Source organism: Pseudarthrobacter ribosi, from assembly GCF_055412865.1.
On record NZ_JBVAYZ010000010.1, the window covers coordinates 1 to 19,775 of the forward strand.

Here is a 19,775-nt window from a genome sequence, read left to right on the forward strand (position 1 = left end):
AAGGAAGAGCTCTTCCACCATGTCCGATTCATCAACACTGACGCTCTGGCAGCGCAGCTGAAGGAATACATCCACTGGTACAACAACGAAAGAATCTCGACAAAGCTAAAGGGCCTGAGCCCGGTGCAATACCGTGCTCAGGCCCTCGCAGCCTAGGCTCTTACTTGGCCAGTCCAACTTTCGGGGACCAGTTCAGACTGCCGGGGGCTTCATATTGATTGCGTGAATCAGGCGGGGTATTCGCCGCGCTTGACGAGCGGCTTGGGAAGGCGCAAGCGGCGGAACTGCAGGGAACGCATGGAGCCGTACCAGACGGTGCCGCGCTCCACGTCCCCGAACTTCTGCTCCAGGCGCTTCTTAAGCTTCCGGGACAGGATGAAGACGTCGACGAAGACCGCCAGGAACATCACCCAGAACCCGCCCAGGACGTAGATCATCTGTTCGCTGGAGGCCGGGACGAGGAGTGAGACGATCACGAAGATGAGCGCGCCGAACATCAAATATTCGCCGAGGCTGAAGCGGGCATCCACGTAGTCACGGGCGAAGCGCTTCTGCGGGCCCTTGTCCCGCAGCGGCAGGAACCTCTCGTCGCCGGTGTCCATGGCCTGCCGCATCTTGAGCCGCTGCTCCTGGACCGCTGCACGCTCGGCGGCCTTCGAAGCCTTGCGGTCCTCGGGCACGAGCGGCCGCTTGCGGGCCGCCACCTGTGCGCTGCGCTTCGGCGTGGGCGCGCCCTTGCCGAGGGCGGTGTCCCGGGCTGCTGCCCCGGCCGCCTGCTGGTCAACTATGTCCTGCGCCGATGGCGCTTCTTTTTTACGTCCAAACACTCCTACAGAATACCCCGGTGCGGCACGCACGAGACCCGGCCCACACGGCAAGTGACGCGCTGCGTCAATATTGAAGGTTTGGCGTGATCCGTCACACCGGTAGTGTTCTGGCCATGACTCCATTACCTGCGGGGAACCCGCAAACCGCTGCCGCCCGGGTCGGATACGCCGACACCGAGGCCCTCCGCCAGGCCGTTACCGAATCGTTCGACACCACGATCGCCCAACTGACGGAGCTCGTCGCCATCCCGGGCATCGCCTGGCCCAGCTTCGACCCCGCCCCGCTGAACGCCAGTGCCGACGCCGTCGCCGAACTGGTCCGTGCCAGCGGCTTCGATGAGGTCCTGATCCTGCGCTGCGACAAGGAAGACGGGACGCCGGGCGGCCCCGCCGTCGTCGCCCGCCGTCCGGCCGCCGCGGGCAAGCCGACGATCCTGCTGTATGCGCACCACGATGTGCAGCCCACCGGGGACCTGGCGCTGTGGGAGACGGAGCCGTTCACCGCCGTCGAGCGCGACGGGCGGCTATATGGGCGCGGCGCTGCCGACGACAAGGCCGGGATCCTCGCGCACATCGCGGCCTACTCGGCCGTGACGCGAGTGCTGGGCGACGACCTGGGCCTCGGCGTGACCTTCTTCTTCGAGGGGGAGGAGGAGGCCGGCTCGCCGACCTTCCGGACCTTCCTCGAAACCCACCGGGAACTGCTGCGCGCCGATGTGATCGTCGTGGCCGACTCCAGCAACTGGAAGGTCGGCATCCCCGCGCTGACCACGAGCCTCCGCGGCCTGGTCGACGGCACCATCGAGGTCAAGGTCCTGGACCACGCCGTCCACTCGGGCATGTTTGGCGGCCCCGTGCTGGACGCACCGACCCTGCTCTGCCGCCTGATCGCCACCCTGCACGACGATGCGGGCAACGTGGCGATCGCCGGCCTGGCCAGCCGGGACGACGTCGCCGTTGACCTCTCCGAAGAGCAGTACCGCGCCGATGCCTCGGTGCTCGACGGCGTCCGGCTCGCCGGCACCGGGACGATCGCCTCGCGGATGTGGACCAAACCGGCACTGTCGATCATCGGCTTCGACGCCCCCGCCGTGGACGTCGCCTCCAACACCCTCCTGCCCCGGGCGCGCGCCAAGTTCAGCCTCCGGCTCGCACCCGGCCAGGATCCCGCCGAGGCGATGGACGCCGTCCGCCGGCATGTGGAAGCCAACGCGCCGTTCGGCGCCCACGTCATCTTCACGCCGGGGGAGAGCGGCAACGCCTTCCTCACGGACACCTCCTCCAAGGCTGCCAGCATTGCGATGTGGGCGCTCGGCGAGGCGTGGGGTGTTCCGGCCGTGGAAACCGGCATCGGCGGCTCGATTCCGTTCATTGCCGATCTGACCGAGCTGTACCCGGACGTGCAGATCCTCGTCACGGGTGTCGAGGATCCCGATTCCCGGGCGCACAGCGCGAACGAATCCCTCCACCTCGCGGACTTCCGGAACGCCATCGTGGCGGAAGCCCTCATGCTGGCCCGCCTGAATGAGGAAGGACTGGCCTGAGCGGACCGGCCGGCAGGGTTCCAAGGGAACATCCGGCCGGCTGGGACGGTTACGTCAGGAGTTAGAGCTACAGCGCTGATCGACGTAGCATGTAGCTATAGCCCGTACCGTTCAAGTAGGGGCGGGTGCCGCGGGAGCGGCGCCGCCACCACCGTCGTCAGAAGGTAGGCCATGAGCACTACAACCAATGAAAACAGCGCCGACACCACCGCCACGGCGGGCGAGGAACTGGCAACGCACGAGGTCAAACTGACCGACGTCGCGGCCGGCAAGGTCCGCAGCCTGCTCGAGCAGGAAGGCCGCACCGACCTGCGCCTCCGCGTGGCCGTGCAGCCCGGCGGTTGCTCTGGCCTGATCTACCAGCTCTACTTCGACGAGCGGCTTCTCGACGGAGACGCCGTCCGCGACTACGACGGCGTCGAAGTTGTCGTCGACAAGATGAGTGTCCCGTACCTCAGCGGCGCCAGCATCGACTTCGAGGACACCATCTCCAAGCAGGGCTTCACGATCGACAATCCCAACGCCGGCGGCTCCTGCGCCTGCGGTGATTCCTTCCACTAAGGCCGGGCGATCTGCCCGGCCTTAGTGCCGCAGGATTCACAACGAGCGGACCCAGCAAAAAGGTCCCGACGCACGGCGCGGACATGTGGGCGAAAACTCGCGGGGAGCGGTAAGCTCTACACCGAGTAGTAAAACTTTTCGTGTGCCCTGACCGTCACTTTGCGGCCCGGGCGACAGCAACAAGTAGGAAGGGCCGTCTGTGAGTTCGCAGAACCGAACCGGCAGCCGACGCAAACAGATCACTACGATCACTGGCTTGGCACTCGCCGGCGCGTTGGCTTTGACTGGATGTTCACCAGAGGTACAGAAAGGGTGGCTGCCCACTGAGCGTGGCACCACCAACCACACTGACCGCATCATGGACCTCTGGGTCAACTCATGGATTGCCGCCCTGATCGTGGGCGTCATTACCTGGGGCCTGATGATCTGGTGCATCGTCGCCTACCGGCGCCGCAAGGGCACCGTCGGGTTCCCGCGGCAGAACAGCTTCAACCTGCCCCTCGAGGTCTTCTACCTCACGATCCCGCTGTTCATGGTCCTGGTGTTCTTCTACTTCACCGACCGCGACCAGCAGGCGATCGACAACCGCGGCGAGCCGGCCGACGTCGTCGTTGACGTCCGCGGCAAGCAGTGGGCGTGGGACTTCAACTACATAAAGGGCGACGTCATCCGCGAGGATGTCCACGAAGCCGGCGTCCAGGCGCACCTCACCGGCGAGGACGTGGACAAGGAAAAGCTGCCCACCCTGTACCTCCCGGTCGACAAGTCGGTTGACCTGGAGCTGAACTCCCGCGACGTCATCCACTCCTTCTGGGTCCCCGCCTTCCTGCAGAAGCGCGACATGATCCCCGGAAAGACCAACTACATCAGGTTCACCCCCACCAAAGAGGGAACCTACGACGGCAAGTGCGCCGAACTCTGTGGCGAGTACCACTCCGAAATGCTGTTCCGCGTGAAGGTCGTTTCCGACGCCGAATTCCAGGCGCACCTGGAGAAGCTGCGCCAGGACGGCAACACGGGCCTCCTCGGCGAAGAGTACGACCGCAACCCGGCCCCGACCGAAACCAAGTAAGGGGAGCGACGTGGCAACTACCTATTCACAGCCCACCGGGATCCTTGAGGCTCCCGTAGTACCGAAGTCCAAGGGACGCATCGTCGTCAACTGGATCACAACGACCGACCACAAGACCATCGGGTACATGTACCTGATCGCGTCGTTCGCGTTCTTCTGCTTCGGCGGAGTCATGGCGCTGCTGATCCGCGCCGAACTGTTCGAGCCCGGCATGCAGATCCTGCAGACCAAAGAGCAGTACAACCAGCTGTTCACCATGCACGGCACCGTGATGCTGCTGATGTTCGCGACCCCGCTGTTCGCCGGCTTCGCCAACGTCATGATGCCGCTCCAGATCGGCGCCCCCGACGTCGCCTTCCCGCGGCTGAACGCACTGGCCTTCTGGTTCTTCCTCTTCGGTTCCACCATCGCCGTATCCGGCTTCATCACCCCGCAGGGTGCGGCATCGTTTGGCTGGTTCGCGTATGCGCCGCTGTCCAACACGACGTTCAGCCCGGGTGTGGGCGGTGACCTCTGGGTCTTCGGCCTGGCGCTGACCGGTTTCGGTACCATCCTCGGCGCGGTCAACTTCATCACCACGATCATCTGCATGCGCGCTCCGGGCATGACGATGTGGCGGATGCCGATCTTCACCTGGAACATCCTCGTTACGTCCATCCTGGTCCTGATGGCCTTCCCCCCGCTGGCCGCAGCCCTCTTCGCCCTCGGCGCGGACCGCCGCTTTGGAGCTCATATCTTCGACCCGGAGAACGGCGGCGCCGTTCTCTGGCAGCACCTGTTCTGGTTCTTCGGTCACCCTGAGGTCTACATCATCGCCCTGCCGTTCTTCGGCATCGTCTCGGAGATCTTCCCGGTCTTCAGCCGGAAACCGATCTTCGGTTACAAGGGCCTGGTTTACGCAACCATCTCCATCGCCGCGCTGTCCGTGACCGTGTGGGCCCACCACATGTACGTCACCGGCTCGGTCCTGCTCCCGTTCTTCTCCTTCATGACGATGCTCATCGCCGTGCCAACCGGCGTGAAGTTCTTCAACTGGATCGGCACCATGTGGCGGGGGTCGATTACCTTCGAAACTCCCATGCTGTGGAGCATCGGCTTCCTGGCGACGTTCCTCTTCGGCGGACTGACCGGCATCATCCTGGCCTCCCCGCCGCTGGACTTCCACGTCTCCGACTCCTACTTCGTGGTGGCACACTTCCACTACGTCGTCTTCGGAACCGTCGTCTTCGCCATGTTCGCCGGCTTCTACTTCTGGTGGCCGAAATGGACCGGCAAGATGCTCAACGAGCGCCTTGGCAAGATCCACTTCTGGATGCTGTTCCTCGGTTTCCACGGCACCTTCCTCATCCAGCACTGGCTGGGCGTCGAGGGCATGCCCCGCCGCTACGCGGACTACATGCCGCAGGACAACTTCACCTGGATGAACCAGTTCTCCACCTACGCCTCCTTCCTGCTGGGCGCCTCGCTGATCCCGTTCTTCTGGAACGTCTACATCACCTGGCGCAGCAACGAGCGGGTCGAAGTGGATGACCCGTGGGGCTTCGGCGCCTCGCTCGAATGGGCGACCTCGTGCCCGCCGCCGCGCCACAACTTCACCTCGCTGCCGCGGATCCGTTCGGAGCGTCCCGCCCTGGACCTTCACCACCCGGAACTCTCCCAGTCATACACCGTCGATTCTCCTGCCCCGGCAGCAGCAGCGCTCGGTAACGCCGACCAGAAGGATCAAGCTCAGTGAAAATCGAATCACGGCTCTTTGGATTCGGAGCCTTCTTCTTCATCCCGGTTTCGATCGTCTACGGATTCCTGACCGAGTGGACAGAGTGGGTCGGCATCCTCGGTATCCTGCTGCTCGGCGGCCTCTCCATTATGATCGGCGCCTACCTGGCCTTCACCGCGAAGCGCGTCGGGATGCGTCCCGAGGACCGCAGTGATGCGGAGATCCACGAGGGCGCCGGTGAACAGGGTCACTTCAGCCCCTGGAGCTGGTGGCCGCTGGTCCTCGGCGCGGCCTCGGCCGCGGGATTCCTCGGTCTGGCCATGGGATTCTGGATCGTCTACATCGCGGCCGGTCTTGCACTGGTCGGTCTCGTAGGCTGGGTCTACGAATACAGCCGCGGAGACCACGCGCACTAACGTCCGCAGGGATAGATATCTGATCAAGACGACGGCGGGCCCCACCATCTGGTGGGGCCCGCCGTCGTTGTTGCTGGGGAGCCCGTACAGGGCGGCTGTGCCGCTCAGCGGGACCCGGAAGACTCCAATAGTGCCCGGAGGCCGTCCAGGGCCGCCTCGACGTCCCTGGCGCTGCAGCGGTCCGGAATAGCGCTGGAGGCTACAGCCAGTTGCACCTCACAGCCGTACCGGAAGTCCTCCGTCATGACCTCCAGCAGCGAGCGGGCGTCCACTGCCGGCCTGCCGTCCCTGCTGATGGTGACCGGCAGCCCGGTGTCAAGGACAGCGCGGACGAATAGCGCCGCAGGCCTTGCATGCAGTCCGACGTCGGCCTGGACGACTGCGTTTCGTACTGGCAACGGGGCTCCCTTGTTTCAGAGTGTGGCGGTGGTTGGTGTCGGCGGGGAGCCGGCGCATTAAAGCCTAGCCGGGGCAGCGTTCCCGGGCTAACCACGACATCCCGGTGGTCTAGACCTGCGCCCGGGGTGGCCTAACCTTGAGGTATGACTCTTTCCGGAAGGCTGCGCAGTGGCGCCCTCTGACGCGGCGCGAATGGTCGGCGAAATCGACCGGAACAACGGTACGCCCATCTACGTCCAGCTGCGGGAAATCCTCAGGTCACACATTGTCAGCGCCTGCCCCCCCGGGTCGGCGCTGCCCTCCGAACGGGACCTCGCCGATCGCTTTGGCCTGGCCAGGATGACCGTGCGCCAGGCCATCGATGCCCTCGTCGGCGAGGAAGTCATCGAGCGGGTGGTGGGCCTGGGTACTTTTGTCCGGAAACCGAAGCTGGATCTGCAGGTCAAGCTGACCTCCTACAGCGAGGAAATGCAGCGACGCGGCATGGTCCCGGCGGCCAAGGTCCTCAGCTTCGAGCAGATCGGCGCCAGTGCCTTCCTAGCCCGGGAACTCCAGCTTGAGGAGGGGACGCCCCTGGTGCGGTTCCGCCGCCTGCTGCTGGCGGACAGCGAGCCCATGAGCGTGGACGAGAACTTCATCCCCGCCCACCGCGTCCCCGGACTGCTCGACGGCGAGCCGCCCACCTCGCTCTACAACGTCCTCAGCGAACGCTACGGGCTGGTGATGGAGTGGGGCGAGGACATGATCGAGGCCACGGCCGCCTCGCCGTCCACGGCCCGCCTGCTCGACGTCGAGGTCGGTTCGCCGCTGCTGAAGATCCAGCGCCACGCCTTCGTCGCCCGGGCCATGGTGGACTACTCGGTGTCCTACTACCGGGCCGACCGCTACAAGCTCTGGGTGCCGCTGCAGCGCCCCGGCGTCCGCCCGACCCGCAACTACGCCTCGGGGTACCGCCCCTAATCGCAGCGCGGGGTCACCTCGCGCCCATCCGCTCCTGAGGGATGGGCGCGAGGTGACGCCGCGGTTCTTACTGTTCTCCGGGAGATGCAGAAAGGCCCGGTCCTGGTGGACCGGGCCTTTCTGGTGTTCACTGCAGCTGGTTAGTGGCTGAGCGTCTTCTGGGTGTCGCCGGACTCGATTGCCTCGTGGGCGCCGTGGTGGCCATGGGCCGCCTCGAGCTCAGCGGGCGTGGCCGGGGCAACCCGGTCCTCGAAGAACCACTGCGACAGCTTCGCGCGGCGCTTCTCCTTCTTGTCAACGACGCCATTGGCGTTCGGCTCCGCCGGAAGCGGAGACGGCGACTCGAAGCCGACGAGCTTGTAGCGCTTGTACTCGTCCAGGGGGGCGTGGACCTCAATGAACTCGCCGTGCGGCAGGCGCACGATACGGCCGGTTTCGCGGCCGTGCAGGGCGATCTCGCGGTCCTTGCGCTGCAGGGCCAGGGCAACGCGCTTCGTGACAATGAAGGCGATGACCGGGCCGATGAAGAACAGTGCCCGCAGCCAGTAGGTCACATCGTTCAGCGACACGTGGAAGTGCGTGGCGATGAGGTCCGAGCCGGCAGCTGCCCACATAACGCAGTACCAGACGAAGCCGGCCATGCCGATGGCGGTACGCGTCGGGGCGTTGCGCGGACGGTCCAGGACGTGGTGCTCGCGGTTGTCCTTGGTGATCCATCGTTCGATCCACGGGTACATGAACATCACGGTGAAGAGGATGCCCGCCGGAACCAGGGCCGGGAGCAGCACGTTGAAGCTGAAGACCTGGCCGAACCAGACCTGTTCGACGCTCCAGTTGCCGATGGTGCCCGGCATGAGGCGGAGTGCACCGTCAACGAACCCGATGTACCAGTCAGGCTGGGTACCGGCCGAGACGGGGGAGGGGTCGTAGGGGCCGTAGTTCCAGATCGGGTTGATGGTGAAGAACCCTGCCATCAGGGCGACGACACCGAACACGATGAAGAAGAAGCCGCCGGCCTTGGCCGCGTACACCGGACCAAGCGGGTAGCCGACGACGTTGCCGTCGTTGCGTCCCGGGCCGGGGTACTGGGTGTGCTTGTGCACGACCACCATAAAGAGGTGCAGCACGATCATCAGGAGGATGAGCGCCGGAACCAGGAGGATGTGGAGCATGTACAGGCGGCCGATAACCATGGTGCCGGGGAATTCTCCGCCGAAGAGGAAGAACGAGGTGTACGTTCCGATCACCGGGATGGACTTGATCACGCCGTCGATGATGCGCAGGCCGTTGCCGGAGAGCAGGTCATCGGGGAGAGAGTAGCCGGTGAAGCCTGCAGCCATCGAGAGGATGAGCAGCACGCTGCCCACCACCCAGTTCATTTCACGGGGCTTGCGGAACGCGCCGGTGAAGAACACGCGGAGCATGTGCACGGAGACCGATGCGACGAACAGCAGCGCGGACCAGTGGTGGACCTGGCGCATGAACAGACCGCCCCGGACATCGAAGGAGATGTCCAGCGAGGAGCTGTAGGCCACCGACATTTCGACGTTCTTCAGCGGCGTGTAGGAGCCCTGATAGTGCGTTTCCGCCATCGACGGATCGAAAAAGAAGGTCAGGAACGTTCCCGAGAGCAGCAGGATGACGAAAGAGTACAGCGCCACCTCACCGAACATGAACGACCAGTGGTCCGGGAAGACCTTGCGGCCGAATTCACGGAGGATCCCGGATCCGCCGACCCGTTCGTCGACGAAGTTGGTGATGCGGCCGCCCGAAGTCTTGGCGACGAAGACGGGGGCATCAGGCGTTAGGGATGAGGACATGCTGCTCACGCTCCCAGTAGCTCGGTCCGACGGGTTCATGGAAGTCGCTCGTGGCGACCAGGTAGCCCTCGGCGTCGACTGCGATAGGCAGCTGGGGAAGAGGGCGGCTGGCGGGGCCGAAGATAACCTTGCACTGTTGAGTCAGGTCGAAGGTTGACTGGTGGCACGGGCACAGCAGGTGGTGCGTCTGCTGCTCGTACAGGGCAACAGGGCAACCGACGTGGGTGCAGATCTTGGAGTAGGCGACGATCCCGTTGTAGGCCCAGTCCTCGCGTCCCGGGGACGGATTCAGCAACTCGGGGTTCAGACGCATCAGCAGAACAACGGATTTGGCCTTTTCGTTCAGCTTTCCCTCGTGCAGTTCGTTCAAGCCCTCCGGGATGACGTGGAACGCCGAACCGAGGGTGACGTCGGCGGCCTTGATGGGGGTGCCATCGGGGTCGCGGGCCAGTCGCTTGAGCCTGCCGTCCGGGGCCGGTGCCCACAAGGTGTGCGCCAGGGTGTTGTCGGGACGCGGACCCAGGTCGCCGAAAACGGCGAGGGCCGGCAGGGGAGCCAGGGCCACGGCGCCCAGAAGGGTGTTGCGGATCAGCGGACGGCGCTTGATGCCGGTTTCCTCGACGATGTCGTCGACGATCCGGACAGCGGCCTGGCGGTCGTCCTCGGTGCGGATGGCATGGCGCTCTTCCGAGACTTCATGGTCCGGCATGAGGGCTTTGGCCCAGTGCACGATACCGGTGCCGATGCCAAGCATGGCAAAGGCGGTGCCGAGGCCCAGCAGCATGTTCTGCAGCCGGATTGTCGCGATCCCGGTGTCATCTCCCAGATCGATGGCGAAATACGCCACCAGGAATATCAGGGTGCCAACGACCGAAGTCCCGAACAGAAGGGCTACCTGCCGTTCTGCTCGCTTGGCGGCCTTCGGGTCCGTGTCAGCCAGGCGCAAACGATGCGGAGGAAGTCCAGGATCCTGGAACTTCTCCACCTCGTTCTGACCAGCCCTAGCTACGGTGCCCGAGTGGTTCGGACTGCCGTCACTATGGTTGCCCATAATTCGCCTCATCCCTCTCTCGTCTCGGCAGGTGCCGAGTTAGCTTTCAATTCGAACTGCTGACGGGTCAGCAGAAAATTCTTACAGGTGCAACAGGTGGGCTTAGGACGTCCGGGACGTTAGCCAGATAGTGAAGGCAATGATGACGCCGAGGCCGGCGATCCAGACGAACAGGCCCTCGGACACCGGACCCAAAGCCCCCAGATCAGCGCCGCCGGGTGAACCGTTGGCTTCGATCTGCTTAAGGAACGTGATGATGTCGCGCTTGCCTTCGGGACCGATGTTGGCGTCGCTGAAGACCGGCATGTTCTGCGGGCCGGTGACCATTGCTTCGTAGATGTGCTTGCCGGACACGTCCGCCAGTGCCGGGGCGAACTTGCCCCGGGTCAACGCGCCGCCGGCAGCGGCAGCGTTGTGGCACATGGCGCAGTTCACACGGAACAGCTCGCCGCCGTTAGCGGCGTCGCCCTTCTCATCAAGGACATGTGCCTCGGGGATGGACGGGCCGGCCCCGAGCGAAGCAACGTAAGCGGATAGCTGGTGCGTCTGCTCCTCGTTGAACTGAGCGGGCTTCTTGTAGGCCTGCGGGCCGTTCATCTGCATGGGCATGCGGCCGGTGCCGACCTGGAAGTCAACGGCGGCAGCGCCGACGCCAACCAGGGAGGGGCCGTCTTTGGACCCGCTGGCGCCCATGCCGTGGCAGGTGGCGCAGTTGGCGGCAAAGAGCTTGCCGCCTTCCTCTGCGTCATTTGCGCTGAAGCTGGTGGTGGCCTTGGCCTGGTTGACGGTGGTGGCTACGGCGTACAGCCCACCAGTGACCAGGAGGCCCATCAGCAGCAGTGCAATCGCTGCTAGTGGGTGACGTCGCTTCTGCGAGAGTGCCTTCACGTGGTGGTTCCTTTTTTCGATCCTGCGTTGGCTCCGGGAGCCACTTCTTGAAATTCTGCCTCTTGTAGAAAAAGAGTCAAGTCTTGCTACTTGAGGACGTAGATGACCAGGAAGAGGCCGATCCAGACGACGTCAACGAAGTGCCAGTAGTACGAGGTGACAATCGCGGAGGTTGCTTCGAAATGGCCGAACTTTTTCGCTGCGAAGGAGCGGCCCATGATGAGGAGGAAGGCAACCAGGCCGCCGATAACGTGCAGGCCGTGGAAGCCTGTGGTGATGTAGAACGCCGAACCGTAGGCGTTGGAGGAGAGCGAGACATGCTCGGAAACGAGCATGGCGTACTCAGTCGCCTGGCCGGCCACGAAGAAGGCACCCATGATAAATGTCAGGGTGAACCATTCGTTCATTCCCCAGCGGGTGAAGCTGAGGGGGCCGCCGCTTCGACGCGGCTGAAGCCGCTCAGCGGCGAAGACGCCCATCTGGCAAGTAAAGGAACTTGCCACGAGGACGATCGTGTTGATGAGCGCAAAGGGGAAGTTGAGCTTGGCTGTCTCCTCGGCCCACATCAGTCCGGAAGTCGAACGGAGTGTGAAGTACATGGCAAAGAGACCGGCGAAGAACATCAACTCACTGGAGAGCCAGACTACGGTTCCAACAGAAACCATGTTCGGGCGATTCAGCGTCGGGTGCGCCGGGGTACTGGGGGCATGGGTCGCAGATGTCACATAGACATTATGTCTATAAAACTCCCTCCTGCCCAACGCAAACCGCGTTTTGGGAGGACTTTTTCTACAAAGACGCGAATTCGCGGGGAAAAGTTCCCGGGCCGGTTCACATTGGTCTTTGCCGTGCGCACCTCGATAGCATCAGAACGTGACTTCTCAGGCATCTGCACAGGCGGCAGTCAACACGTGGCCGCGGCTCATCAACGCTCTCATTGACGGGACGGATCTCACCACCGGCAACACGGAGTGGGCGATGAACTCGATCATGTCCGGGGAGGCCACGCCAGCCCAGGTTGCCGGTTTCCTCGTTGCCCTGCGCTCCAAGGGCGAGACCGTGGATGAACTGGTCGGCCTGGTCGACGCGATGATCGCGAACGCGAGCCCCATTGAGATAGCAGGGCAGAAGCTGGACATCGTCGGAACCGGTGGTGACCAGCAGAACACGGTCAACATTTCCACCATGGCCGCGCTGATCGCGGCCGGCGCCGGCGCCAAGGTGGTTAAGCACGGCAACCGTGCAGCGTCCTCGACCTCCGGGTCCGCGGACGTCCTCGAAGCCCTGGGGGTCCGGCTGGACCTGCCGATCCCGCGGGTGGCTCTCAACGCCGAAGAGGCCGGCATCACGTTCTGCTTCGCCCAGGTGTTCCACCCTTCAATGCGCCACGCCGCCGTCGCCCGCCGGGAACTTGGCGTGCCGACCGCCTTTAACTTCCTGGGCCCCATGATCAACCCGGCCCACGTCCAAGCCTCGGCCGTGGGTGTGGCCAATGAGCGCATGGCTCCGCTGGTGGCCGGAGTCCTGGCCAAACGAGGCAGCCGCGGGCTGGTGTTCCGCGGGAATGACGGACTCGACGAGCTCACCACCACCGGGCCGTCCCGGGTGTGGGAAATCCGGAGCGGGGCCGTGAGTGAGGAAATGTTCGACCCGCGGGATCTTGGCATCCGCCAGGCAACCCTTGAGGAACTGCGCGGCGGGGACGCCGCGGCCAATGCCGCCGTCGTACGGTCCGTACTTGCCGGCGGCGCCGGTCCGGCGCGCGATGCCGCCCTGCTGAACGCCGCTGCCGGCCTCGTGGCCTTTGATCTGGATGCCGCCGGACCCTTCAGCGAACGGATGGCCGCCGCGTTGAAGCGCGCGGACGAGTCCATCGAGTCGGGTGCAGCGGCGGCCGTGCTGGACCGTTGGGTGGCACTCTCGCGCAGCTGAACAGTCCGGCGAACGCCTCCTGTTCTGGTGCCCCCGTGCCGGGCCCGGCGCGCTGAACCCTACTGTTCGAAGCCGAGGGCGAACGCCGCGTCGAGGTCGTGCTGGGAATAGGCCCGGAACGCGATCTGGGTGGTCGTGTGGACAACGCCGGCCACCTTGGAGAGTTTGTCCGCGATGACATCGGCCAGATCGTCGTGCTTCGGAACCCGGGCGATTGCGATGAGATCCCATTCGCCGGTCACGGAGTAGACCTCGCTGATGCCCTGGATGGCGGAGATTTCTTCCGCGGTCTCCGGGATGCGGGAAGCGTCTGTCTTAATCAGGACGAAAGCGGTGACCACGTGTGAACCTTTCCGGATCTGTTGCGCCGTTGCCGGCCAAGTGAGCCCGGGACGGTACTTTCCGGGCCTCGGCCATATCCCTGCAAGCCTAGTCCATCACGCCCCGCGGCGGCGGGTTTTGAGCCGCCGGACGACGGCGGCCAGGAGACGGTATCCGAGCAGCAGAACGCCCAGGCTGAGCAGCGCCACGATGATGAACGGCAGGACCACCGTCTGCCCGGTGACGGCCCGCAGGAGCATCCCGATAGTGACCGTGCCGAGCCAGACGCCGACGCCGGCCGGCCAGAGGGCCAGGGGCGCGCGCCACACGCGCAGGACCAGCCAGGAGAGCGCCGCGCCGACGAGGAACGGCCAGGCCGTGGAAAATACGCCGATGATGATGTCCCCGCGCTGATGGGCGTCCCGGCCGATGGCTGCGAAGACGAGAATCACTGCGGCATCAGCGCAGGCCGCCAGCACTGCCGTTCGACGTGCCGCCGTTCCTCGCGCGGAGGGGGTGGCGGCAGGGCGGGGATGCGAAGGCGTTGCGGAAGGCATGGTCCAAGCCTAGCCGGGCGGGCGGGAGGGCCGCAGAACGGGCTTTCGTTGTTGCGTTCCTGCCTGCGAGGCCGGTCGGGGCGACGCCTTCGTTGTGCCGGTTATCCTGCGGGACTAGGCTCGGGCTGACAACCCCGCTATTGCCGCCGGACTCCGCCTTGCGGCACGGGCCGAACGGAAAGAGGACTGACCGTGTCCGAGAAGATCACCACCTGCCTGTGGTTCGACAACCAGGCGGAGGAAGCCGCCGGGTTCTACGCATCCGTCTTCGACGGCGGGAAGGTGCTGGATGTCTCCCGCTACGGCGAGGGCGGTCCCGGCCCGGCGGGCCAGGCGATCACCGTCCGGTTCGAAATCGACGGCCGGACCTTCACGGCCTTGAACGGCGGGCCTGCCTTCACCTTCAACGAGTCGATCTCCTTCGTCATCGATTGCTCCACCCAGGAGGAAGTCGACCGCTACTGGGATGCCCTGGGAGCGGGCGGTACAGAAAGCCAGTGTGGCTGGCTCAAGGACCGGTACGGGGTCTCGTGGCAGGTGGTCCCCTCCGCGCTGGGCGGTCTGATCGGGGGCCCGGACCCGGAGGGGTCCCAGCGCGCCATGCAGGCCATGCTGGGAATGCAGAAGCTTGATATCGCGGCGCTGCAGAAGGCTTACGACGGCAGCTAGGCACGGCCAGCTGACGTTCACAGCACTGGCGCTGCGCCGGAGCCAGCCATTGCGTCTTGCCGTCAGTTCCTCCCAGGGTGTCCAATCCATATAGACAGCCGTACGCTGCACGGAGGCCGGCGGTTCGGCCCCCGATGGATGCAATCCAGGAGGTTCCCATGGCCCCGAAAGACGCTAAGGTTCCGGCGAAGGCTGCCAGCCGGGGCACGTCCGAACTCCGGCGGGCCGACGCCTCCGATGTCCGGCCGCCCCAACGGCCGGAGTTGATCCGGAATGTGGCGCTGGTTGGCCACTCGGGCGCCGGGAAGACGATGCTGGCCGAGGCGCTGCTGGCTGAAACAGGTGTGATTTCGAGGAAGGGCTCCATCACCGAAGGCACCACGGTGAGTGACTCCGAGCCTGCCGCGGTCCACCAGCAGCGCTCCGTCGCGCTCTCCGTGGTGCCCGTCCTGGTTGGCGATGTCAAGGTGAACCTGCTCGATACGCCGGGCTACCCGGACTTCGTCGGCGAACTGCGCGCCGGGCTGCGCGCGGCGGACGCGGCGCTGTTTGTCGTCTCGGCGGTTGACGATATCGATGCTGCCACCACGGCCCTGTGGGGAGAATGCCAGCGCGTCGGGGTACCGCGGGCGGTGGTGATCAGCCGGCTAGACCATCCCCGGGCGGACTTCGACGCGGCACTCGAGAAGTGCCAGCGGGCGTTCGGCGACACCGTGCTGCCGCTCTACCTGCCGGTGCGCAACGGGGCGGAGGTCACCGGATTGCTGGGCCTGCTCTCGGGCACTGTGACGGCACGGCCGGCGGAGGGTGCGTTGCCGGTGTCCCGGAGAGCCGACGACGGCGAACGCGCCGCCGCTGCGGCGGCGCGGGGCGCGCTCATCGAAGGGATCATCGCCGAAAGTGAGGATGAGTCGTTGATGGAGCGGTACCTCGGCGGCGAGGACATCCCTCCTGAGGTCCTTATCGGCGACCTGGAGACGGCAGTGGCCCAGGGTTCCTTCCACCCCGTGATCGCCACGTCCGCCGAGACCGGCGTCGGCCTGGCGGAACTGCTGGACGTCGTGGCACAGGCCTTCCCACCGCCAACCGAACATGGTGGTCCGGTGGTGTCCCACCTTGATGGCACACCGGCCGCCACCCCGGACTGCAACGCCGCGGGGCCGCTGCTCGGTGAAGTCGTGCGCACCAGCATCGACCCTTTCCTGGGCCGCGTCTGCCTGGTCCGCCTCTTTTCCGGCACGCTGCGCGAGGACACGGCGGTCCATGTGGCCGGGCACGGGCTGGCGGACCGGGGCCACGCCGACCACGATAGTGACGAGCGTGTCTCCCACGTGTATTCGCCGCTGGGATCCAGCCTGCGGCCGGTGCCCTACAGCGTCGCGGGGGACATCTGCGCCCTCACGAAACTGGGACCGGCCGAGACCGGCGACACGGTATCGGCCAAAGACTCCCCGCTGCTGATCCAGCCGTGGGAGATGCCGGACCCGCTGCTGCCTGTTGCCGTAGAGGCGGCCTCCCACGGCGACGAGGACGCCCTCGCCCGGAGCCTGGGAAAGGTCGCGGCCGGGGACCCGGCGCTCCGCGTGGAACGGAACGCCGAGACGCACCAGCTCATCCTCTGGTGCATGGGCGAGGCCCACGCGGACGTCGTCCTGGGCCGACTGCGCGAGCAGGGCGTGAACCTGCAGACGGTCGACGTGGTCACCCCGCTGCGGGAGACGTTCGCCGGGCCTGCGGCGGGCCACGGCCGGCACGTCAAGCAGTCAGGCGGCCACGGCCAGTACGCCGTGTGTGACATCGAGGTGGAACCCGTGGAACGGGGCGCCGGCTTTGAATTCATCGACAAAACCGTGGGAGGGGTCATTCCGGGAACCTTCATCGCCTCGGTGGAGAAGGGCGTACGGGCACAGATGCGGAAGGGCGTCTCGGCCGGCTTTCCGGTGGTGGATATCAGGGTGACCCTGCTCGGCGGCAAGGCCCACAGCGTGGATTCTTCCGACGCCGCCTTTCAGGCGGCCGGGGCATTGGCCTTGCGGGAGGCCGCGGCCGCCGGGAGCATCCAACTGCTGGAACCCGTCTCGGCCGTTACCATCAGCGTGTCGGATGAGCATGTGGGCGCGGTTATGAGTGACCTGTCATCGCGCCGGGCCCGGTTGACCGGAACGACGTCGACCGGGGGAGGCCTGACGGAGATCTCGGCCGAAGTGCCGGACCAGGAGCTCTTGCGCTACACGATCGAGCTGCGCGCCCTGACGTCGGGAAGCGGCCGATTCGGGCGGAGCTACCTGCGGCACGAACCGGTTCCCGCTGCCGCAGCCCGCGCCGCGAAGGACTGAGGACGGCCGTAGACGGCGATGGTGGAGTTGCCCTCCTGTCCGATGTACAGATGGCCGAGCTCATCGTCAACGACGCAGCTCTCGGTGGCACTGCTGACCGGCAGCGTCCGGACGAGGGCGGCGTCGACTTTGCCTGCCCCGTCGTCGACTAACTCGAATTGCTGGACCAACCCGGGTCCGTGGGGAGTCACAAAGGCGTAGAATTTTCCGCTGGTCCCGCTGCGGTACATAACCGTAGTTGGGTGTCTCGGTCTCGATGTTCCGGGCTGCGACCGGGGACAACGTTCTGGCGGCGGTGTCCAGGGACCATAAGGCCAGCGTGTTGCTCGACCGGTTGTTGCCGCCGACCAGGGCGAACGACGACACCGACGACGGGAAGCCGGTCCTGAGGTCAACGTTGCCAATCATTCCGTCCGGCCGGAAGTGGATCAACCGGCCGGTCATATCGAAGACCCCGATACCCCCGCCGGACGGCGACTTGTTGTCAGCGTCGCCCGAACCCGCGAAACCCTCGGATTCGAGTGCAGGCAAGGCACTTGCCGCCGCCAGCGCGGGCGTGGGGGAGTCCGTGGGAGCGGAACCTGGCGCGCCGCTGGTCGCTGACGGGGAGCCCGGCAGCGGCTGGGCCGGGCCGGGACCGCAACCGACCAGGGCAAGAGTGTACAGCGCAGCCACTACGATCCGGACCGCTAAAGATCGGACGTGGCCGCCCAATGCTCGCTCCCTGGTCCCTAATGTTCCTGACCCAACATTGGCGCCTTCGGGGTATGAAAAAAAGACGTCGCTACTGCCAAGCAACCGGGCGATGGACCGCGTTCAACCTCCCGCAGTCCCTTCGAGTGGTCGTGCGGCCCAGTCGTGCGTCCGGCCCGGCGGTTCGTCGGAACGGCCGGGCCGGACATCGGGTCCGAACGGGTCAGTGCTGACCGAGGCTTCCTCCGGCCGGGGGGACAGGGCCGGGGCGGTCCGCCAGGCCCCGTTCGCGTTCGCGTTCGCGTTCGCGTTCGGTGTCACTCAGGGCTGTCCCGTCGGATTCGCCCGCCGTATCAACGAGGCCGTTGGTCTGGTCGAACGGCTTCGCGTCGGGCCGGCCGACGGTTCCGTCCGCGGGACGGGCCGTGCCCTGGGGAAGTCCCTCGCCGGGGAAGACGCTACCCGTGGTGCCGGTGGGAGGCATGCTTGCTGGCGGCGTGTTGTGAACGGTACCGGGTGCCGGCTCGCCGGCGGGTTCCTGGTGGCGTGTTGCGGCCGCTACTCCGGCGGCGGCCGCGGCAGCGAGTCCGACGCCGGCAACTACTTTGCCTGAGACGCCGGCTTTGCCGCTGTCGCCCCGGGAGCCGGCCGCCGCGTCAACGCCTGGCGTGCCGGCGGGGGCCCCTTCGTTGACAGTTCCGCGCCAGGCGCCCGTCGCGTAGCCCTCATCTTCGATGAAGGCCTTGAACCGGTTGAGGTCGTTCTCGGCCTGCTTGTCCACGACGTTGAGCTTATCGCCGACCTTTTCGACCATGCCTTCGGGCTCATATTCGAGTGAGAGCTGGACCGAGGTCTGTCCGCCGCCGAGGTCTTCAAAAGACACCGACCCTGCGTTGGTGGCGCCCTCGGTCGCGGCCCACGACACTCTCCGGTCCGGTATCTGCTCCAGGATTCTGGCCTGCCACTGCCGGCGCACCCCGGCGATTTCCGCCACCCACTCAAGCCGGTCGTCGCTGAGCTGCTTGACGCTCTTCACGCCGCCCATAAAGTGGGGAAACTCCTCGAACTGGGTCCACTGGTTATAGGCCACGCTCACCGGAACGTTGACCAGGATCCGCTTTTCAACCTTGGTGCTCACGATGTCTCCTTTGACTGGATTTCGGGAACTGACGAGAGACCAACTAATCGTCAGTATGCTTACTATATCTGCTGGGGGACGTTCAGGCCAGAGGAGAGGCGGGGGTTTTCATCCGCCCGGCGTGGGCCGAAGCGACGGCGGACGCCCATAGTGTGCAACGCTGGTTGTATGGATCTGGAGGTGTCGCCCGCGCTAACGATTCCCTCGTCGGAACTCGGCTGGCGGTTCTCGCGTTCGTCCGGGCCCGGCGGTCAACACGTCAACACTTCGGACAGCCGCGTTGAACTCTCGTGGAACGTCGGCGACTCTGCGGTGCTATCGGAAGACCAACGGCTGCTGCTTGTCACGCGCCTCGGAGGACGTCTCGTGGCCGGGGTGATTACGGTGGCCGCCTCCGAGCGGCGCTCTCAACTGCGAAATCGTGAGGTCGCTCTGGCCAAGCTCGCCGGCCTCGTGGCAGACGGTCTCGCTCCCGAACCTGCCCGACGCCGTGCGACCAAACCTACCCGGGGCTCGAACCGACGGCGTCTCGCCGCAAAGGAACAGCGGTCTGCGACGAAGCGGCAACGGCAGCGGCCGTCCGCCGAGTAGCGCCACCGGTCGACAATTTGCCGCAGGGGGATCGCGGGACTCTTGCGGATGCGGCTCATCCCAAGGATGCCACGCAGGGTTGGGGCCTAAGATTCTTGCCGCTGACGAACACCGCGCCTGCCTGAAGCAGAGCCGGAACCCTCCACAGCGCCTCTGCCGTTAATTCCCGGACAATCAAGGCTGTATTTTGCGGGGAACAAACCCTAAGCTGGGCCCACGTTCCTCGACCCTTGGAGGCTCCTGTGCATCTGTCAGATAGAACCGCCACGACGGCTCAAGCCCG

At 65.4% G+C, this 19,775-nt stretch carries 21 protein-coding genes and 1 pseudogene; 11 read left to right on the forward strand and 11 right to left on the reverse strand.

Going from position 1 to position 19,775, the window contains the following annotated elements; genetic code table 11:
• Positions 1 to 156: IS3 family transposase (locus tag ACZYZ5_RS11800; RefSeq protein ID WP_463902023.1), on the forward strand; the 156-nt coding region annotated here is incomplete at its 5' end.
• A 71-nt stretch (positions 157 to 227) separates the two neighbouring features.
• On the opposite strand, the gene ACZYZ5_RS11805 is transcribed toward ACZYZ5_RS11800, so the two are convergent.
• A complete protein-coding gene (locus ACZYZ5_RS11805; protein ID WP_463901917.1) occupies positions 228 to 827 on the reverse strand; it encodes a DUF3043 domain-containing protein in 600 nt (199 codons plus the stop codon).
• Positions 828 to 940: 113 nt separating this feature from the next.
• On the opposite strand from ACZYZ5_RS11805, the gene ACZYZ5_RS11810 reads away from it, so the two are divergent.
• The 5 genes from ACZYZ5_RS11810 (at position 941) to ACZYZ5_RS11830 (ending at position 6,137) form a co-directional block, all read left to right on the forward strand.
• Positions 941 to 2,371, forward strand: coding sequence for a dipeptidase (locus tag ACZYZ5_RS11810; protein WP_463901919.1), 1,431 nt, complete (start codon positions 941 to 943; stop codon positions 2,369 to 2,371).
• A gap of 171 nt (positions 2,372 to 2,542) precedes the next feature.
• On the forward strand, positions 2,543 to 2,932 hold the full coding sequence (locus tag ACZYZ5_RS11815; protein WP_024368088.1) for a HesB/IscA family protein: 390 nt from the start codon (positions 2,543 to 2,545) through the stop codon (positions 2,930 to 2,932).
• A gap of 199 nt (positions 2,933 to 3,131) precedes the next feature.
• Positions 3,132 to 4,004 carry an aa3-type cytochrome oxidase subunit II gene (gene ctaC / locus ACZYZ5_RS11820; RefSeq protein WP_463901920.1) on the forward strand — a complete coding sequence of 291 codons (873 nt, stop codon included), beginning with the start codon at positions 3,132 to 3,134 and terminating at the stop codon, positions 4,002 to 4,004.
• 10 nt (positions 4,005 to 4,014) lie between these two features.
• Positions 4,015 to 5,739: an aa3-type cytochrome oxidase subunit I gene (gene ctaD / locus ACZYZ5_RS11825; RefSeq protein WP_463901921.1), complete on the forward strand. Its 1,725-nt coding sequence runs from the start codon at positions 4,015 to 4,017 to the stop codon at positions 5,737 to 5,739.
• Positions 5,736 to 6,137: a cytochrome c oxidase subunit 4 gene (locus ACZYZ5_RS11830; RefSeq protein WP_463901922.1), complete on the forward strand. Its 402-nt coding sequence runs from the start codon at positions 5,736 to 5,738 to the stop codon at positions 6,135 to 6,137. The genes ctaD and ACZYZ5_RS11830 overlap by 4 nt, the downstream gene beginning before the upstream one ends.
• Positions 6,138 to 6,241: 104 nt before the next feature.
• Here ACZYZ5_RS11830 and ACZYZ5_RS11835 read toward each other — a convergent pair whose 3' ends face one another.
• Positions 6,242 to 6,535: an HPr family phosphocarrier protein gene (locus ACZYZ5_RS11835; RefSeq protein ID WP_463901923.1), complete on the reverse strand. Its 294-nt coding sequence runs from the start codon at positions 6,533 to 6,535 to the stop codon at positions 6,242 to 6,244.
• Positions 6,536 to 6,728: 193 nt separating this feature from the next.
• On the opposite strand from ACZYZ5_RS11835, the gene ACZYZ5_RS11840 reads away from it, so the two are divergent.
• Positions 6,729 to 7,496 carry a GntR family transcriptional regulator gene (locus ACZYZ5_RS11840; protein ID WP_463902024.1) on the forward strand — a complete coding sequence of 256 codons (768 nt, stop codon included), beginning with the start codon at positions 6,729 to 6,731 and terminating at the stop codon, positions 7,494 to 7,496.
• A 140-nt stretch (positions 7,497 to 7,636) separates the two neighbouring features.
• Here the strand turns inward: ACZYZ5_RS11840 and qcrB are convergent, their stop codons facing one another.
• The 4 genes from qcrB to ctaE form a co-directional block, all read right to left on the reverse strand.
• Positions 7,637 to 9,316: a cytochrome bc1 complex cytochrome b subunit gene (gene qcrB, locus ACZYZ5_RS11845; RefSeq protein ID WP_463901924.1), complete on the reverse strand. Its 1,680-nt coding sequence runs from the start codon at positions 9,314 to 9,316 to the stop codon at positions 7,637 to 7,639.
• The gene (qcrA, locus tag ACZYZ5_RS11850) at positions 9,294 to 10,367 is read right to left on the reverse strand and encodes a cytochrome bc1 complex Rieske iron-sulfur subunit (RefSeq protein ID WP_463901925.1); all 1,074 of its coding nucleotides are present in this window, start codon (positions 10,365 to 10,367) and stop codon (positions 9,294 to 9,296) included. Before qcrA ends, qcrB begins: the two co-directional genes overlap by 23 nt.
• 102 nt (positions 10,368 to 10,469) lie before the next feature.
• Positions 10,470 to 11,255: a cytochrome bc1 complex diheme cytochrome c subunit gene (qcrC, locus tag ACZYZ5_RS11855; RefSeq protein WP_463901926.1), complete on the reverse strand. Its 786-nt coding sequence runs from the start codon at positions 11,253 to 11,255 to the stop codon at positions 10,470 to 10,472.
• A gap of 86 nt (positions 11,256 to 11,341) precedes the next feature.
• On the reverse strand, positions 11,342 to 12,016 hold the full coding sequence (ctaE, locus tag ACZYZ5_RS11860; RefSeq protein WP_463901927.1) for an aa3-type cytochrome oxidase subunit III: 675 nt from the start codon (positions 12,014 to 12,016) through the stop codon (positions 11,342 to 11,344).
• Positions 12,017 to 12,128: 112 nt separating this feature from the next.
• Here ctaE and trpD point away from each other — a divergent pair, with 112 nt between their 5' ends.
• Entirely contained in the window at positions 12,129 to 13,187 is a 1,059-nt protein-coding gene (gene trpD, locus ACZYZ5_RS11865) for an anthranilate phosphoribosyltransferase (protein ID WP_463901928.1), read from the forward strand.
• 59 nt (positions 13,188 to 13,246) lie between these two features.
• Here trpD and ACZYZ5_RS11870 read toward each other — a convergent pair whose 3' ends face one another.
• The gene (locus tag ACZYZ5_RS11870; RefSeq protein ID WP_282379365.1) at positions 13,247 to 13,528 is read right to left on the reverse strand and encodes an Lrp/AsnC family transcriptional regulator; all 282 of its coding nucleotides are present in this window, start codon (positions 13,526 to 13,528) and stop codon (positions 13,247 to 13,249) included.
• A gap of 96 nt (positions 13,529 to 13,624) precedes the next feature.
• Positions 13,625 to 14,065 (reverse strand): DUF3054 domain-containing protein, encoded by a 441-nt coding sequence (locus tag ACZYZ5_RS11875; protein ID WP_463901929.1) that lies wholly within the window; start codon positions 14,063 to 14,065, stop codon positions 13,625 to 13,627.
• Positions 14,066 to 14,257: 192 nt separating this feature from the next.
• On the opposite strand from ACZYZ5_RS11875, the gene ACZYZ5_RS11880 reads away from it, so the two are divergent.
• Positions 14,258 to 14,734, forward strand: a complete 477-nt coding sequence (locus ACZYZ5_RS11880) for a VOC family protein (protein ID WP_463901930.1) — start codon at positions 14,258 to 14,260, stop codon at positions 14,732 to 14,734.
• A 158-nt stretch (positions 14,735 to 14,892) separates the two neighbouring features.
• Positions 14,893 to 17,070, forward strand: coding sequence for an elongation factor G-like protein EF-G2 (locus ACZYZ5_RS11885; protein ID WP_463901931.1), 2,178 nt, complete (start codon positions 14,893 to 14,895; stop codon positions 17,068 to 17,070).
• Here ACZYZ5_RS11885 and ACZYZ5_RS11890 read toward each other — a convergent pair.
• From ACZYZ5_RS11890 to ACZYZ5_RS11900, 3 genes and pseudogenes are all read right to left on the reverse strand, one after another.
• The gene (locus tag ACZYZ5_RS11890; protein ID WP_463901932.1) at positions 17,016 to 17,300 is read right to left on the reverse strand and encodes a phytase; all 285 of its coding nucleotides are present in this window, start codon (positions 17,298 to 17,300) and stop codon (positions 17,016 to 17,018) included. The genes ACZYZ5_RS11885 and ACZYZ5_RS11890 overlap by 55 nt on opposite strands.
• 31 nt (positions 17,301 to 17,331) lie before the next feature.
• Positions 17,332 to 17,745, reverse strand: a pseudogene (locus ACZYZ5_RS11895) (phytase); the annotation flags it as partial.
• 241 nt (positions 17,746 to 17,986) lie between these two features.
• Positions 17,987 to 18,901 carry an SRPBCC family protein gene (locus ACZYZ5_RS11900; protein WP_463901933.1) on the reverse strand — a complete coding sequence of 305 codons (915 nt, stop codon included), beginning with the start codon at positions 18,899 to 18,901 and terminating at the stop codon, positions 17,987 to 17,989.
• Between the two features lie 168 nt (positions 18,902 to 19,069).
• Between ACZYZ5_RS11900 and arfB the strand changes: the two genes are divergently transcribed.
• Positions 19,070 to 19,492, forward strand: coding sequence for an alternative ribosome rescue aminoacyl-tRNA hydrolase ArfB (gene arfB, locus ACZYZ5_RS11905; protein WP_463901934.1), 423 nt, complete (start codon positions 19,070 to 19,072; stop codon positions 19,490 to 19,492).
• Positions 19,493 to 19,775: the final 283 nt, after the last annotated feature.